The 16795-nt window shown below is 38.5% G+C and carries 16 protein-coding genes and 1 tRNA gene; 8 read left to right on the top strand and 9 right to left on the bottom strand.

What is annotated here, in order from left to right; translation table 11 throughout:
* Positions 1-7 precede the first annotated feature (7 nt).
* Together rpoN and I6J02_RS15490 are read left to right on the top strand one after the other, a co-directional pair.
* Positions 8-1471, top strand: coding sequence for an RNA polymerase factor sigma-54 (rpoN, locus tag I6J02_RS15495; RefSeq protein ID WP_115169077.1), 1464 nt, complete (start codon positions 8-10; stop codon positions 1469-1471).
* An 82-nt stretch (positions 1472-1553) separates the two neighbouring features.
* Positions 1554-2873: a hemolysin family protein gene (locus I6J02_RS15490; RefSeq protein WP_201678741.1), complete on the top strand. Its 1320-nt coding sequence runs from the start codon at positions 1554-1556 to the stop codon at positions 2871-2873.
* A 155-nt stretch (positions 2874-3028) separates the two neighbouring features.
* Here I6J02_RS15490 and trxA read toward each other — a convergent pair whose 3' ends face one another.
* The 3 genes from trxA to I6J02_RS15475 form a co-directional block, all read right to left on the bottom strand.
* Positions 3029-3325: a thioredoxin gene (gene trxA / locus I6J02_RS15485; protein WP_201678740.1), complete on the bottom strand. Its 297-nt coding sequence runs from the start codon at positions 3323-3325 to the stop codon at positions 3029-3031.
* Between the two features lie 11 nt (positions 3326-3336).
* Positions 3337-4032, bottom strand: a complete 696-nt coding sequence (locus tag I6J02_RS15480; protein ID WP_201678739.1) for a rhodanese-like domain-containing protein — start codon at positions 4030-4032, stop codon at positions 3337-3339.
* An 83-nt stretch (positions 4033-4115) separates the two neighbouring features.
* Positions 4116-4973, bottom strand: coding sequence for a glycoside hydrolase family 25 protein (locus tag I6J02_RS15475; protein WP_201678738.1), 858 nt, complete (start codon positions 4971-4973; stop codon positions 4116-4118).
* A gap of 64 nt (positions 4974-5037) precedes the next feature.
* Here I6J02_RS15475 and I6J02_RS15470 point away from each other — a divergent pair, with 64 nt between their 5' ends.
* Complete coding sequence (locus tag I6J02_RS15470; protein WP_201678737.1) at positions 5038-5922, top strand: bestrophin family protein; 885 nt, start codon at positions 5038-5040, stop codon at positions 5920-5922.
* Between the two features lie 96 nt (positions 5923-6018).
* Positions 6019-6103 (top strand) — tRNA-Ser (locus tag I6J02_RS15465).
* A 104-nt stretch (positions 6104-6207) separates the two neighbouring features.
* On the opposite strand, the gene I6J02_RS15460 is transcribed toward I6J02_RS15465, so the two are convergent.
* Entirely contained in the window at positions 6208-7017 is an 810-nt protein-coding gene (locus tag I6J02_RS15460; protein ID WP_236582013.1) for an alpha/beta fold hydrolase, read from the bottom strand.
* Between the two features lie 332 nt (positions 7018-7349).
* On the opposite strand from I6J02_RS15460, the gene I6J02_RS15455 reads away from it, so the two are divergent.
* From I6J02_RS15455 to I6J02_RS15440, 4 genes are all read left to right on the top strand, one after another.
* Positions 7350-8495: a TlpA disulfide reductase family protein gene (locus I6J02_RS15455; protein ID WP_201678735.1), complete on the top strand. Its 1146-nt coding sequence runs from the start codon at positions 7350-7352 to the stop codon at positions 8493-8495.
* A gap of 254 nt (positions 8496-8749) precedes the next feature.
* Entirely contained in the window at positions 8750-9778 is a 1029-nt protein-coding gene (locus I6J02_RS15450) for a bestrophin family protein (protein ID WP_201678734.1), read from the top strand.
* Between the two features lie 66 nt (positions 9779-9844).
* Positions 9845-11398: a Na+/H+ antiporter gene (locus I6J02_RS15445; protein ID WP_317191823.1), complete on the top strand. Its 1554-nt coding sequence runs from the start codon at positions 9845-9847 to the stop codon at positions 11396-11398.
* 88 nt (positions 11399-11486) lie between these two features.
* Complete coding sequence (locus tag I6J02_RS15440; RefSeq protein WP_236582011.1) at positions 11487-12038, top strand: hypothetical protein; 552 nt, start codon at positions 11487-11489, stop codon at positions 12036-12038.
* Positions 12039-12140: 102 nt separating this feature from the next.
* Here the strand turns inward: I6J02_RS15440 and I6J02_RS15435 are convergent, their stop codons facing one another.
* The 5 genes from I6J02_RS15435 to I6J02_RS15415 all read right to left on the bottom strand — a co-directional run bounded on the left by I6J02_RS15435 (position 12141) and on the right by I6J02_RS15415 (position 16795).
* Positions 12141-13274 carry an aldo/keto reductase gene (locus I6J02_RS15435; protein ID WP_236582009.1) on the bottom strand — a complete coding sequence of 378 codons (1134 nt, stop codon included), beginning with the start codon at positions 13272-13274 and terminating at the stop codon, positions 12141-12143.
* A gap of 266 nt (positions 13275-13540) precedes the next feature.
* Positions 13541-14326, bottom strand: coding sequence for a YoaK family protein (locus tag I6J02_RS15430; RefSeq protein WP_201678732.1), 786 nt, complete (start codon positions 14324-14326; stop codon positions 13541-13543).
* A complete protein-coding gene (locus I6J02_RS15425; protein ID WP_201678731.1) occupies positions 14310-14813 on the bottom strand; it encodes a hypothetical protein in 504 nt (167 codons plus the stop codon). The genes I6J02_RS15430 and I6J02_RS15425 overlap by 17 nt, the downstream gene beginning before the upstream one ends.
* Positions 14797-15312 (bottom strand): hypothetical protein, encoded by a 516-nt coding sequence (locus tag I6J02_RS15420; protein ID WP_201678730.1) that lies wholly within the window; start codon positions 15310-15312, stop codon positions 14797-14799. Before I6J02_RS15420 ends, I6J02_RS15425 begins: the two co-directional genes overlap by 17 nt.
* 127 nt (positions 15313-15439) lie before the next feature.
* Positions 15440-16795, bottom strand: a complete 1356-nt coding sequence (locus I6J02_RS15415; protein ID WP_201678729.1) for an ATP-binding protein — start codon at positions 16793-16795, stop codon at positions 15440-15442.

The following is a 16795-nucleotide window of genomic DNA, read 5'->3' as shown; positions in this document are numbered from 1 at the left end:
AGAAAACATGTTGAAGCAAACTTTACAACAGAAACTTTTACAAAAACTTTCGCCACAGCAGATTCAGTTTATTAAGCTGTTGCAGGTACCTACTGTTTCATTAGATGCCCGTATCAAAGAAGAACTTGAAGAAAACCCGGCATTAGAAGACGGGAGTTTGATCAACATGAACGAACCTGTACAGGAATATCCGGATAAAGACCCTGATGAACAGTATGAAGGTGAAGATAATTCGTTCGATGAAGAGTTCAGTGTGGACGAATATATTCAGGATGATGATTTCAATGATTATGGTAATTCTTACGGAGGAGACGACGAAGAAGATCGCAAAGAAATGCCTATTGCTATTCAAAGTTCATTCTTTGAAAGTCTTCAGAACCAACTGGACTTACTGGCTTTAGATGATAAGAATTTTCTGATTGGTCAGCAGATTATTGGCAGTCTTGATGACGACGGATATCTTCGCAGACCTATTCTATCGCTTATCGATGATCTTGCCTTTTCGCAGAATGTGATTGCTGAAGAAGAGGAAGTACTCGAAATGCTGAAAATCGTACAGGATTTTGAACCTGCCGGCATTGGAGCGAGAGATCTTCAGGAGTGCCTTCTTATACAATTAAAAAAGAAAAACAACGATAATGAAGCTGTTAAAAAAGCTATTCTTGTTGTTCAGAATTACCTGGAAGAGTTCACAAAGAAACACTATGATAAGCTTGAAAAAGCATTGGGTCTTAACTCAGAAGAGCTTAAAAATATCATTCAGGAGATCCTTAAATTAAATCCTAAACCGGGAGATTCAGGAGCTGCAGCCGGAAAACAGCTTCACATTATCCCCGACTTTCATATCAGCAATAATGATGGTGTTCTTCACCTGACCTTAAACGGCCGGAATGCACCGGAATTACGGGTTTCCAGATCTTATCAGGAGATGTTTGAACATTATGAGAAAGTCGAAAAAACGGATAAGAAGATGAAGGAAGCAGTACAATTTGTGAAACAAAAACTGGATTCGGCAAAGTGGTTTATCGATGCCATTAAACAGCGTCAGCAGACATTGTTAAAAACAATGAATGCGATTATGGAATATCAATACGAATATTTCCTGACGGGCGATGACCGCATGCTTAAACCTATGATCCTTAAAGACATAGCAGATCGTATAGAAATGGATATTTCAACTGTTTCGCGTGTGGCTAATTCCAAATATGTACAGACAGAATTCGGCACTTTCTTACTTAAATCGTTTTTCTCTGAAGCTATACAAACCGATTCAGGTGAAGAGGTTTCCAATAAAGAAGTCAAGAAAATTCTGGAAGAATGTATCTCGAATGAAGATAAACGAAAACCTTTAGCAGATGAAAAACTGACTGATATTCTAAAAGAAAAAGGTTATTCTATCGCCCGCCGTACAGTAGCCAAGTACAGGGAAGCATTAAATATACCTGTCGCAAGATTAAGAAAGGAGTTGTAATCAACTCCTTTTTTCTTTTTATCACTTCGTTCTTCCTCAAATCTGATATTTTCAGTAAATTGGAGTAATTTTCAAATCTTCTATGCTAACAGAAATTATAGTAATACTTATCCTGATCCTTCTAAACGGTATTTTATCGGCTTCCGAAATAGCTATTGTATCGAGCAGAAAAGCTCGCCTACAAGCGGAGAGTGACAAGAAAAACCCGGCTGCAAAAATCGCGCTAGACCTCAAAGAACACCCTAATCAATTTCTTTCTACTGTACAGATCGGTATTACTCTTATCGGTATTCTGACAGGTTTTTTCAGTGGAGGAACGATTTCTACATTTATAGACACCAAACTTCAACTGATCCCGTTTTTTGCACCTTATAGCCAGCAACTGTCTGTTATAGTCGTCGTTATCATTATCACTTATCTTTCATTGGTCATTGGTGAACTGGTTCCTAAACGGATCGGAATGGCCATACCGGAGCGCTATGCGACGCTGATCGCTTTCCCTATGCACTTTCTGAGTAAGATCATGAAGCCTTTCGTATGGTTTTTAAGTATTTCTACAGATTTCCTGGTCAGATTACTGAACATTAAAGTCAGCAAAAATGCCGTTACTGAGGAAGAAATAAAAGCATTGGTAGATGAGGGTGTCGATAGTGGTATTATCGACAATATAGAACATGATATCGTAGACCGCCTTCTTGCCATCGGTGATAAAAAAGCAATCAACCTGATGGTTCACCGAAGTAAGATCGATTACCTGGATCTTCAGGATTCTTTTGAAGAGAACAAGAAAGTAATTACTGCTACTCAACATACTGTATATCCTGTCTGTGATGGTAATTTTGACCAGATAAAAGGTGTAGTGCATGTCAAAACATTACTTCAGCAGTATCTTAATAATGAAGAAACTGACCTATCTGCTCTTATCACTCCTATTCCATATATCAATGAAAATAGCGGTGCACTCTCTGTGCTTGAATCGTTTAGAAATTCAAAAGCAGCTCAGGCCATCGTGATTGACGAATATGGTATTCCTCAGGGAATTATCACTTTAAAAGACATCTTAACGGGTCTTGTAGGAGATTTTGAGGATTTGAATAATATTGAAAACAGCAAAATCCGCAAACGTGAAGATGGTTCATTCCTTATTGACGGACGCTATCAGCTGGACGATTTCATGGAAAGTCTGGAAGTGGGACTATCCGAAAAAGATGAAGAAGAAATCCGCAATATCACTACTGTTGCAGGTCTGGTATTCTTTTTACTGGATCGTGTACCCGAAGAAGGTGATAAGGTCGTTTATAAAAATCTTGAATTTGAAGTACTGGATATGGACGGTAACCGGATAGACAAACTTCTTGTCACCAGACTTCCTTTGTCTTCCGATCAGGATTATGAAGATTAAAAATGTCTGAAAGTCCTAAACCGATCTTTAATATTAAAGTCATTTATACTTTAGACAAAAAGGATCAGATTTGAAAATTATATTCAATCAAATCTGATCCTTTTTTAATGCTTCGCTTCCCGGATATTTCCGAAAAATCCTGTCAATTTGTACTTTTAACGATATTGATCAATGACTTGCACGAGATTGTTTTTCATGAGTAGTCCGGATTGTCTCCACACCTGCTCTCCGTCTTTAAAAAGTATAAGTGTGGGAACTCCCTGCACTTTATAATTCGAGGCAAGTGACTGATTTTTATCCACATCAATTTTGATTATGGAAAGATCTTCCCCATAATGTTTTTTGACGTCTTCCAAAATAGGAGCCAATTGCTGACAAGGACCGCACCAGGTCGCTGAAAAATCGATCAGCGCCAGCCTGTGCTTTTGTAATATTTCATTAAATGTTGCCATATACCTAAATCTTATTTCTGTTCCGTATCTTTCACTGCAGAAACAGCTCTGTAACCGCCTTCTACATTGAGAACATTATGTATACCCTTAGCGTACAATAATGATGCCGCCAGACTACTTCTGTAGCCGGACTGACATTGTAGCAGATAGGTTTTTTGCGGATCTGTATCCACGTGAAAATCCGATGTATTTAAAGGAATATGAAGTGACGTTTCTACATGGCCTTTCGCATATTCAGGAGCTGTCCGTACATCTATATATACATACTCTGTTTTCTGCATATGCTCCAGCGCCTGAGTAGCGGTCACACTGCCAATCCGTTCAACCGGTTTATGCGCTTCTGTCCATGATTCTAATCCTCCTTTAAGATAGCCTATGACATTCGTATATCCAAGGGCATGTAGTTTATCTACAATCAGTTTCTCCTGTCCCAACTCTATAACAAGAAGAAGCTTTGTATCCTTATTGGCTACAACTTTAGTCATCCAGCTATCGAATGGCCCTTCCCAACCAATATTAATACTTTTAGAAACAAAGCCCTTCAGAAAATCATCCGCCTTCCGGGTATCGATGATCAGATGTTGATCCGCTGCTCTCGCAAATTGCTCAACAGATAATGCCATACTGTCCTGCTGAGCAGCATCTGCTATACTGCTATGGCTGAATACGGACATCAGAAACATGAATATGAGTGTTATTTTTTTCATTGGTAAGTGAAGTTTAAAAACCAAGATGCTCTTATTGTTTGAAAATTTTAAAACCAGATAGTATGGTTTTAGTTATGGAGATATCAGTTGCGGTACGGTATAGCCAGTGCTTCCAGGTTTTCGATATCGCCATTATAGATATTTAAATCTACATTACCTTTTATGCCCCGAACGGATCCCTTTTCAGAAAATTGCCAAAAATCCCAGTGATCCTTCAGATCATCTATCCAGAAGTTATAATTTGCAATCCAGATGACATGATCTGAAAATTCCTTCTCCAGAAAGTCTGTAAAAAACTTATCTCCTGAATACAGAATAGGCTTGATTCCGTAATGAGCTTCTACAAATCCAAGCCAGCGCTTCAATCCTGTACGCAGACTGTCCATAGACTGATTGACAGGCATCTCCTCAATATCCAGCACCGGCGGCAGATCTCCTGCTTTCAGGTGAACTGTCTTCACAAAATTCCGGGCTTGTTTTAATGAATTTTCATTTGGTCTGAAATAATGATAAGCTCCTCTGATCTTGGCTCTGGAATTTGCTCTTTTCCAGTTTGTTTTAAATTTAGAATCCACCCCGGATTCTCCCATAGTCGCCCGGATAAAAATAAAATCTACTGGAAATTTGTCATTGATTGTATTGACTTGTACCCAATCTATATCACCCTGATATTGACTGATATCTATCCCAAATATCTTATCATCATGCTTACTCATGAGTTCGACATTACGAATGTCGTATTTCGCATCTTTCCATCCATTCTGCTCCTTACCAGAAACAACTTCCCTGATATAATAACGGATTCCTGAACGATAATGCCAACTTACAGCAAGCAACACAATGATAACAGGAATGACGATACTCCATATAAGATATACTTTTCTGTCATCCTTTACCACCTTTTTGGATGGTGCTACCCTCTTCACAGCCATTTTCGCCATGCCCTGAAATTAATGCATTACACGGATACTTTCAAATTAAATTTGAACAAATTATATTTGTCCAATGCAAGTGTATAATCCTAAAGAATGGTTCAAAGCCACCTTTTACCTCCACAAGTCGGACACCGTCCGCAAACTCCTGCCCTACCTGCTTTTAGCTGCTGTTTTTTCAGGAGGTATTGCTTATCTGGAACTTGAATATCTCAGGTTGTCGGATAAGAGCTGGATCAAAAATATTACGATTGTACACAGTTTATTGGGTTTTGCATTATCGTTGCTTCTCGTGTTCCGCACGAATACGGCTTACGACAGATGGTGGGAAGCCCGTAAACAATGGGGCACATTAACAAATATAAGCCGTACGCTGGCCTATAAAATGAACGCATTCCTGCCGGAAGATGACCATATAAACCGCTCATTCTTCAGAAAAGCAATCCCTCTCTACGCTGAACTGACACAATCTTTCCTGCGATCAGATTACACAACATATATGCTGGATGATAAGGAACATCCGGAACTGGGAAATCTGGACCTGAAAAAACATGCACCAAATCAACTGGCTGCATTGATTTTCAAAAAAGTAACTAATCTCTATAAATCAGGCATCCTATCAGGTGAACAATTTATTATCCTGAATGACGAACTGCAATCGCTGACGAATATCTGTGGGGCATGTGAACGGATTAAAAATACGCCTATTCCCCAATCATATAGCTCATTTATCAAGAAGTTTATCGTATTCTATGTATTTACGCTCCCTGTAGGCTATGTGTTTTCTATAGGTTATTTTGTTATTGCAGCGGTTCCTTTTGTATTCTACGTACTGGCTTCGCTGGAATTGATTGCTGAATCTATTGAAGATCCATTCGGAATTGATTCAGACGACTTGCCCCTGGAGAAGCTAGCAGCCAATATTAAGAAGCATTCACATGAAATTTTACATCCTTAAGCCCCTTTAAAGGCACTTAAATAAAATATTAAGCTCATTTTCAAGGGTATAAAAAATAAGTTTTGCAGAACAAATGAATATTTCTACTTTTGTCGCGGAGAGTTGGCAGAGTGGTCGAATGCGGCAGTCTTGAAAACTGTTGACTGTCACAGGTCCGGGGGTTCGAATCCCTCACTCTCCGCAAAAACCTTCATCTTTCGATGAAGGTTTTTTTATGCAGTATCCTTCCTATTTTTGATCCCAAAAATATAGAAAGCAATTACAGACTCCAATCTGAAGCGTTCCCTACTGTAAAAAACTATTCAAATAGCTTAATATTGTTTGTGTTTGCATCATCAGGCTTCTGTGCCCCTGCGAAGGTACAATCGCCAATTGTGATGGGGGTAATTCTCCAAAATCAGCACAGACAGCTCCGCCCAGCAGTTGATAAGTTTTTACCAATTCAATCTTATCCAGTCCATCATTGTCACCCGCGATCAGTAAGACGGGAGAAGTTATTCTCGCTATATTATCGTCGCCCAAATCGTAAGGTTCTCGGGCTGAAGCCATCATCTGTTCCAGAAATTTTGTCCATTTTGTTTTGTCGGGTGCTACTGCTTCATATGCAGTTTGCAAAGGCGAATTAGTAAATAATTCGGGTTTCAAACCTTTAAATGCATTAGTCACTTCCGGCATCCAGCCACTGCTTTTATAAGTGGAAGAGATAATTACTAATTTTTTAAGTCGTTTCGGGCTTTGTATGGCAAACTGATAAGCTACTGAACCCCCAAAACTGTAACCTACGACATCCGCACTTTCAATCTTAAGGTAATCCAATATTCCTTCCACATCGCTTGCTAATGCAGCACGGGATAAAATTCTATCTGAAAACGGGGTATGACCATGTCCCTGCAATTCAAGAGCAATGACTTTTCTTGTCCTGGAAAGCTCCGGAATTAATTGACCCCAATTCAAATCAATAGTCATATAGGCGCCATGAAGCAAAATTACAGGTCTGCCCTCGCCATATATTTCATAATATACTTTAGTTCCGTTGGCAGCGGCATAACCACTGTCTGTTGGTTTAATTTGTTGTCCGTGTGATGAAGATGCCATAGTCATAATGATTGTGATTAGGTATATTACAATAAGGTTTCTTTCGTAAAGTAAATTTATCATAACCTTTTCAAGTTTAGTCTTACTATTTAGTAACAATACAAAATTGGGAAACATTTTCAAATGCTATAGTATGTAAAAACGACAACATGAGGGGTAGATTCCGACAAAAAAGTTCTTTTATTTACTTTATCTAATACTATGGATAATAAAATACGTATATTATATTGTCTAAAAATTCATGCAATCAATATAAATTATAACCTGCTTAGCAAAAAACTATACAGGCTACTAAAACTTAAATATAACTACCATTTTCAAACAATACTGATATGAAACAATTATATAAATTATTGACTATCTTCTTATTTATTGTTTGCTATATATCGGTTTACGGACAAGGAACATTTACAATTACGGGTTACGGTCAAAAAATAAGAGAAGGCGACTCCCTGTTTCTCTCGTACAAGGAAAATGGCAAATTTATACAGAAGAGTACAACTGCATCGCGTCACAAATTCACGTTTACAGGCTCTGTTAAATATCCGACAAAAGCATACATTTCCCGAAATCAAAATCCTGCTTATGCTTATTTTATCACGGAAAGCATACATTTATTTTTAGAGCCGGGGAAGATTGAAATAAATAGTCCGGATACCCTCACAGGAGCTGTAGTCAGCGGAACAACATTAAACGAAACATTACAACAATTTCAAAATCAACAAGCACAACTGAAACAAAAAAAGAGACTCATAAAGGATCCGGATCAATTTACCGAGTCAGAGAAAAAAGATACTGCATTGGTCAATTACAACAAAAGAGAACTTGAAAAATTATATTACGAAGAGGCAGATAATAAACTGGAATTTGCTAAAATGAATCCGAACTCATACGTAAGCCTTGACATGCTTTATGACTTATCGCGAATTAACACCTACATTTTTAAAGTAGAAGAAGCCTATAATATACTGATAGACAGCTTAAAACAGACAGAATATGCTGCAATAATTCGAGAACGGATTAAGGCAAAAAAGAAATTAGTACCTGGAATGAAAGCCTTTGATTTTTCCATGAAAGACGTAAATGGTAATACAATCACGTTATCAGAATTCAAGGGAAAATATGTTCTTTTAGATTTTTGGGCTTCTTGGTGCGGACCTTGCAGAGATGAGCATCCTAGTCTTCTCCGCATTTATGAACACTATAAAACTCGCAATTTTACTATTCTAAGTGTATCCATTGATACAGACAAACAAAAATGGACAGAAGCAATTACTAAAGATAAACTTCTATGGACGCAGGTATCGGATTTAAACGGAAATAATAGCGAAGTGTATCAGAAATACGGTATAACTTCCATCCCTGCAAATTTTCTGATTGCTCCTGACGGAACCGTCATTGCAAAAGATCTGAAAGGAGATTTTCTAACACAGGAACTGTCAAAGATCTTCTTTAAAGAGCCTCTTTCACATCAATAATTCACAAAAATCTCTTTTTTCTTCTGCATGAATTATACTTATCTGTAGCTGTTATCAACCAATCAGAAATTCATATAACAATTTATAAGTTTACGCCTATTCAATATCATTTTTCGTACTTCTAACCATATTTTAGTTAAGAAGATCGATAAAATAAAATATATCCTTACATTCTTCCTTTATATCTTAACCTCCAGTTTACACAAATAATTCATGAAATATTTTATATTTGGGTATAAATCACACTTAAATTCATGATTGTAAGAAAAACGCTTAGTCTTACCGCTATTTTCAAATTCGCAGGTCATCACCTCTGGTGGCTGGTGAGTTATATGGTTCTGATATCCATTCTTTATAAAGTAGCCGGATGGCACTGGATTTCTATTCCCTGGCTGCCTGTATCATTAGTCGGTACCGCATTGGCCTTTTATATAGGCTTCAAAAACAACCAGTCTTACGACCGGGTGTGGGAAGCGCGAAAAATATGGGGTGCAATCGTCAACAGCAGCAGAAGCTGGGGAACGATGGTAAATGCTTTTGTATGCAACAGTACAGATGCACAGTTTACACCGAATGAGATCAGTCAGCTAAAAAAACAGCTTATCTATCGCCATATTGCATGGCTGTATACTCTTCGGGAGCAATTACTTGTTCCAACCCAATGGGAACATGTAAGCCTTCGGGGACATTTTGGTAAAATAGCCCGGAAACGTCAGGAAAGTGGCGGAGTTGGTTTGTACAAGGATTATCTGAACGAAACACAGAAACAAAATTATTTTTTTGATGATCAGGAACTCCATATTGCCGCAAACAAAGCAACCCAGCTTATCAACCTGCAATCGCAGCAACTGGCAGTATTGGAAGAACAGTCGGTCTTGCATATGCGTAAACAACTGGATCTGCAGAAAGTGCTTGCTGACTTTTACGATCATCAGGGAAGAGCTGAACGGATTAAAAAATTTCCGATACCCAGACAATATGCCAATCTGAGCTTTATTTTCAACTGTATTTTTATATTGCTCCTGCCCTTGGGGATCGTAGCAGAATTTTCAAAACTGGGAGATGCAGGAGTCTGGTTGATGATACCTTTCGGAACAATTGTAGGCTGGATCTATGTGCTGATGGAATTGATTGGGGACTATTCCGAAAATCCCTTTGAAGGTTTAGGTACGGATATCCCCATGCTTTCTATCTGCAGAACTATAGAAATTGATATGTTGCAGATGCTCGGAGAAATGGATATTCCAAAACCTATACAGCCCATCAATGATGTACTGATGTAAAAATATTTCAACTTAAAAAAGAAGCCAACGAATCCGATGCATACTTTCTTCCCTCTTATTTTGGCTATGATAGCCATCATTGTATTACTGAATATGTGGGCTACCAGACTTAAAATTGCTTACCCCATACTTCTGGTTATTGGCGGACTACTGATCAGTTTTATACCGGGATTACCGGTAGTAAGAATTAATCCCGATCTTATTTTCTTTATATTCCTCCCCCCGCTCCTGTTTGAAGCCTCGTGGTCTATATCATTTAAAGAAATGAAAAAATGGTGGCGCATCATTGGCAGCTTTGCTTTTCTTGTTGTCTTTTTCACTGCACTGTCTGTAGCTTTAGCTGCTAATTACTTTATTCCCGGCTTCACGATTGCGCTTGGATTTCTGTTAGGTGGTATCGTATCACCTCCCGATGCTGTGAGTACAGGAGCCATCACAAAATTTGTAAAGATTCCCAAATCAACATCCGCAGTATTGGAAGGAGAAAGTCTGCTGAATGATGCTTCTTCATTAATTATATTCCGCTTTGCATTAGTTACAGTAGGTACCGGACAATTTATATGGCAGCAAGCAACGCTTAGTTTTCTATGGATGGTAGTTGGCGGTGCAGGTATAGGACTCTTACTGGGCTGGCTATTTGTAAAGGCGCACAAACTCCTTCCAACTGACGCCGCATCTGACATCACTCTTACCCTCATAGAGCCTTATATAATGTATTGGATAGCTGAGCAGGTACACAGTTCGGGAGTGATGGCTGTCGTATGTGGCGGATTGTATATGTCTGCCAGAAGGTTGATATTCCTCAACAGCACCAGCCGTATCAGAGGTTACAGCGTATGGGAAAGCTTTGTGTTCATCCTCAATGGTATTGTGTTCTTTATCATAGGGCTTGAACTTCCTGAGATCGTAGAAGGTTTACGCTCCAAAGGAATCCCTTTAAGTACAGCTATCGGATATGGAGTATTGGTAACGCTTGTACTTGTTGCCGCACGCATCATTAGTGCTTATGCAGCTATGATGGCAACTTATATATTTCGCCGCAATGTCGTTCCCCGTGCATCTTCCAGAAAAAGGCAGTTACTGATGCCGTTATTATTAGGATGGACAGGAATGCGTGGTGTAGTTTCCCTGGCAGCTGCATTGTCCATACCTGTTGCTTTTGACAACGGTGAAGCATTCCCCTATCGTAATCTGATCTTATTTATTACGTTCGTAGTTATATTGCTTACTCTTGTCGTTCAAGGACTTACTCTTCCGTACTTTATAGAAAGAACCGGGGCATTCGGAGGATTTATAAATGAGGAAAAAGAAATTTCAGCCAGGCAAAAAATGAAGCAGGATCTTAAACAACATACCTATCAGTTTCTAAAGCACAAATATGATAATGAATTGAAAGGGCATGCAGGTATGGATCTCATTATGAAACATTGGGAAGAAAAGACGAAAGCCGCTGACGACAGCTGGATGAATGAAAGGACAAAAGCCATTTTCTACGAACTGCTCGAAAGTCAGCGTCAGTTTCTTACGGAATTAAATAAAGATCCGGCAGTAAATGAAGAGATCATCCGTCAGCAACTGTATCAGATCGATCTGGAAGAAGAACGATTAAGAGTTATTTAAAACATAAGATATGTCACCAAAGCAATATGTATCGGTATATATGACATCAGGATATAAACTGTTTCTCTTTGTTTTAAGTATTTGTTGTATGAGCTGTTCCTTTGATAATGCAGAACATAAGCAGAGCAGCATTATTTCAAAAATAAAATATAAGAGTGGTTCTTCGGAAGCGGATACACTATGGGTATCACAGCAGGATACAGCTGTTTTCAGAAGAGAAGAGATTATGACACATCGTCCCTGCAGCAACCCGGAATTAGAAGAGCGATTTGAATTGAGAACCCCGGTAAATGGTGCTTACTATTATATTTACGACGATCACCAGCAATTACTAATGGAAGGAAAGTATACTTTTGAATTCACTGTAGAGGGTAGTACAGTAAAAGAAGGAAACTTTTATAATTCGAAAACTTATTCTTACAAAACGAACGGAGACCTGAAGGCAATACATTACAGGGAAGATGGCAGGGATGTCAAAACAGAATCTTTTGATGGTAATAAAAGATTAAAAGAAATCTTGTACAGAGATAAAAAATCAGGAAATATCCAGAAAGTAGAAATTTACAGAAACGGAAAACTAAAAGAAACAAGGGTATATAAAAGTTTTGATACTTATACTACCATCTTGGCTGACCAGTAAAATGACGATTTAGTGCGCAGCAATGAAAAAGGAATGCAGCACTTCTGCATTCCATAGCCAATACGCAAAGTCTATATTATCAGTTTGTTTCTAATCCTGGCCCTAATTACTTACCTGTGTTGCAGCTTGTCCTGTGTAACGCTCTCCGACAATCCGGATTTCAGATGCGGCCTTCGAAAATCTGTTAAGTTCATCGGGTGTAAAGAGAATTTCTACAGCACCAATATTTTCCTGTAAATGTGCTGATTTAGTTGTTCCGGGTATAGGAACAATAAAGGGTTTCTGTGCCAGCAACCATCCCAAAGCTACCTGAGAAGCAGTCAATCCTCTTTGATTTCCAAATGTTGTCAGTAAGTCTATCATAGTCCAGTTCGCTTTGATTGCTTCGGGACTATACCGAGGTAAAGTCGCTCTGTTATCATTGCTTGCAATAAATTTCGTTCTCTCATTGATAAAACCCGAAAGATATCCTCTACACAACGGACTATACGGTACAAACCCAATACCCAGTTCTTCACATACTGCCAGAATATCTTCTTCAGGATTTCTCCACATGAGCGAATATTCACTTTGTAAAGCTGTCACAGGCTGTATGGCATGTGCTTTACGAAGATTAGATACACTCGCTTCACTCAGACCAAAATGTTTGACTTTTCCTTCCCTGATAAGGTCTTTGACAGTACCGGCAACTTCTTCTATTGGCACCTGCGGATCGACTCTATGCTGATACAGCAGATCTATATGATCTGTTCTCAGCCTTTTTAAGGATTCTTCAACAACCTTGCGGATATGAGCAGGTTTACTATTCAGTCCTGCCATGGTACCATTCTCTATATTAAAACCAAATTTGCTGCAAATAAGAACATCATTACGCAACGGCGCCAACGCTTCACCTACAAGTTCTTCGTTGATATAAGGTCCGTAGACCTCAGCGGTATCAAATAAGGTAATACCCGATTCTACAGCTTTACGAAGCAAAGAAATCATAGCCTTTCGGTCAGGCACAAAGCTGCGGTGATAATTCATTCCCATACAGCCCAGTCCTATGGAAGATACTTTAAGACTATGTGCGCCTGAACCCAGCACCCTCTGTTTAATAAGAGATGAGGGAATTGCTGCAGGACGCGGATTTAAATTATTTGCAGTATTGCCCATACTGAAAGCCGAAGTCGCAAACAGAGATGTGCCCAACGCTGCACCTGTTTTTAGAAAATTTCTTCTATCCTGATTTTTCATATGTTCTGTAATTTTAACCTATTCAAAGATCATGTTTACAGATTCTGATCCTTGTATACAGATTACGGAATTATATACCAAAATCACTGATCGGTAAGGAAATATCTATATATAAAGCAAAAGTTGACTGATTTGCAAATGAAATCAGCCAACTTATAAGCACCGGATTACCCTGAAAAACTAAAAACTCAATTATGAATATTTTAGACGATTTTTATAGCACACTCCTTTCAGAGTGATCGACATTTTTTTGTTCTGTTCCTGAATTATACCTCCATCTGTTCAGGCATCATATTTTTTGCTTCCATTTTCTCTCTCTTACGATGTCTTCTTTCGTAATGGTACCTGATCATTTTCAATTTATAGTAATCGTAAAAAGCAATAACCAGCAATACAAAACAGACCACATAAAAGGCCTTATTTCCGATATAGTTGTAAACCAGTCCACTGGTCAATCCACCAATAATATAGGCGAATAATATCGTGAGCAATAGGTGAAATTTTTGTACTAATGCCTTATTTCGACGATTTTCTCTTTTAGCAAACATCGAAACCAGAATAGCGAGATCCGTAGACAGACCCGTAAGGTGTGTCGTCTTGATTACAGAGTTGGAAATACTTGCTGTAAGACCATTTTGAAGTCCCATAGCAAACAACAACGCACCTACTAAAAATTCTGTTTCCTGTAAAGTCTCCTGATAGAAAAATTCCAGATAGATTCCTACGCCCAGTATACTGATAATCTCCAGCATGATGGGCACGGCATGCGATACGTATTGGCTCCACCTTCCTTTTCCGTGAATAATCAGACTATTGGAAACCAGACTTCCGATAAAGAAAAGTAAGATCCATAATAGTACAACCGCACCCTGATACCAATTACCCTTGGATACTTCCTGTGAAAAAACAGCATAATACCCCGTAATATTAGAGGTAAAGGAGAAAAAGACAATCACCGACACGACATTAGTCATGCCCGCTGAGAAGGCTGTCAAGCCACCCAGCCACATGTTGTCCTGTTGTGTTCTGTGATTACTATACTTTCTTAGCATAATTATTTTCTAATTCTTTTCTTTTTAAAACTATTTTTACAACTCCTTTTACTTGCAGATCCAGATTAAAATGTAACTCCATTTTATCTCTTGTCAGATTTTGAATCTGAAAACTCTCAATTTTTCTTCCGTCCTTGCGGAGTTCGAGAATATGACCCCGACCTTTGATATACCATTGCAGGCTATCTGCATCCTGTTCGGATAGAATATTTCCATCCTCTGCAAAATGCCATACATTCATATGATACGGCACCACCTGATCAAAGATTTCCAATTTCATCTGTTCATTGATATAACCGCTTTGACTACTGGTTTTATTATTGTAATCGGACTTTTCAAAATACCATCCCACTTCTTCCCATTCCCCCTGAATAAGTTTTTCAGGGCTTCTGGAAAACAAAACTCCTGTCAATGCAATCATCAACAAGGAAATAATCAATACATAATTGACCTTCGTTAATGTAGATTTACTAATACGTAACATCATATTGACTTCTAAAAAATAAATCAGCAATTTCATTCTGTTCAGCATGCTGCTTCTCTGAAAGTGAAGAGTCAGACAGTACGGATAAAAATGGCGCAGATTTCATCAAAGGACGATGAAGGTCCAGATAATGTTTATGCGTACAAGTACTGTAATGCTCTTCGTGTAATATGACTTCGTGAATATGATTTCCTTTGAGGTAGTTTCGGATATAGTTTGGATTATCGGAAGTAAGCACATCTGCATACAAGCCGCTCACCTTCTCGCCGAAACGATTTTCTATCATCTGACATCCTTTTATAAACTCTTCAGATTGTACCTTTTGCAGATACTCTTCTTTCGAGAAAATAAACAGTTCTGTCATAAGTGAACTGGAACGCATCCCATATGCGAGTACAACTTCTACCGGAGTAGCTTGCTGCTCTTCTAATACGGTAATCAGAAACTGTAAAGAATGGATGCTGAAATCCGTCGGTATCAATATTCTTTTTGCCTTTGCCATAATACTTACAAAAGTATTACAGCATTATTGCAGCAGCATTAACCGCACATTAGAAGTTCATTAGACTTTTAAGGAAGAAATTAAAATGAGATTAAAATGCTTAAAACAGATTAAAACCGGATTAAAATCAGACAAAAAGAGAAGGCAATTCGATCGTAACAGTAGTTCCCTGCCCTTCTACCGAGCTCACCCGCAGCTGACCGTTGTGCATATGTATAATGTTACGGGCAAGTGGTAAACCTATTCCGTAGCCAGAATAATTGAGCGTATTTGAGGCTCTGAAATATGGATCATAGATATGTTTTAACTCTTTTTCAGGAATACCGATCCCATTGTCTTTGATGACAATAACAACCTTATCCTTTGAAGCTCCCAAAGCGATATATGCAGTCTGGTCTGCAGAATACTTGCAGGCATTGGAGATAATATTAGAAAAGGCCAGATGCAACAAGGGAAGCACACCATTTACTTTCAGACGCATGGAATCTTCCGGCAGCAAACTGAAATCTGTTTTAATCCTGAACTTATTGTTTATTTGCTTGACCATTAATTCAGCATCCATTACGGCCTGATCGACACGCGTTGGTTTGAAATTGATTTTATTTCCTTCATAGCCCGTACGTGCCAGTAACAACAGAGCATGTGTTTTTTTCTCCAGATGTCCGGCCGCATCCATTATTCGTGTAAGTGCCGTTCTGTATTCCTCATCTGTTCTCTGCTTGGAAAGCGCGAGATCAGCTGTTACGATGATAGACGTAAGTGGTGTATTTAATTCATGCGAAGCATTACTTATAAAATTCTTCTGGGTTTCGAAAGAAGTTTCTATCCTGTTGAGCATACTGTTGAATGTGGCCGCCAGTTTATTAAGTACACTCTTGTCCTTTGATTCATTCAGTCGGAGATAAAGATTCTCTGAGCCTATAATCTCTACTTCCTTGATGATCTTATGAATAGGTTTCAGAAAAGAACGTTTCACAATCATTGAAATAACGATGATAAGCAAACAGGCAAAAAGAAGACTGATAAACAACAAATTACGAAGGTAAGCCAAATGGTGCGTATAGAAATAATTTTCAGCAGATACGCCGATCAGATAATTACGACCGTCCTTTTGGTAAATATTAGTAGAATAAAAGATTTTGCCGTCTTTAAAATTGCTAGGGCCATTTTTGCTGATCTGGCCGGACAGATCGGTCGGAAACTCTACAATAGAACGAAAGTAACCCTGCTTATCAATCTCAGCCATGAACTCTTTTTGATTAAACAGATTCTCAATGTATTCTGTCTGAAGATGCTGCTGATCTCCGCTGTGATCCGTATTTAACAAGCGTTCGGCAGCAAGTTTGCGCCGGAGCTCCAGCCGTTTATAGAAATCACTGAATGCAAAATTAGAAATAGAATAAAATATGAATGTGACAAACAGAACGGTATAAACAATCAGGATGCCAATAGAAAAGTAAAGTGTCTTGTTGTAACTGCGCAT

This window comes from Sphingobacterium spiritivorum, assembly GCF_016725325.1.
Lineage (GTDB): Bacteria > Bacteroidota > Bacteroidia > Sphingobacteriales > Sphingobacteriaceae > Sphingobacterium.
This window is presented reverse-complemented; position numbering and strand designations above follow the sequence as displayed.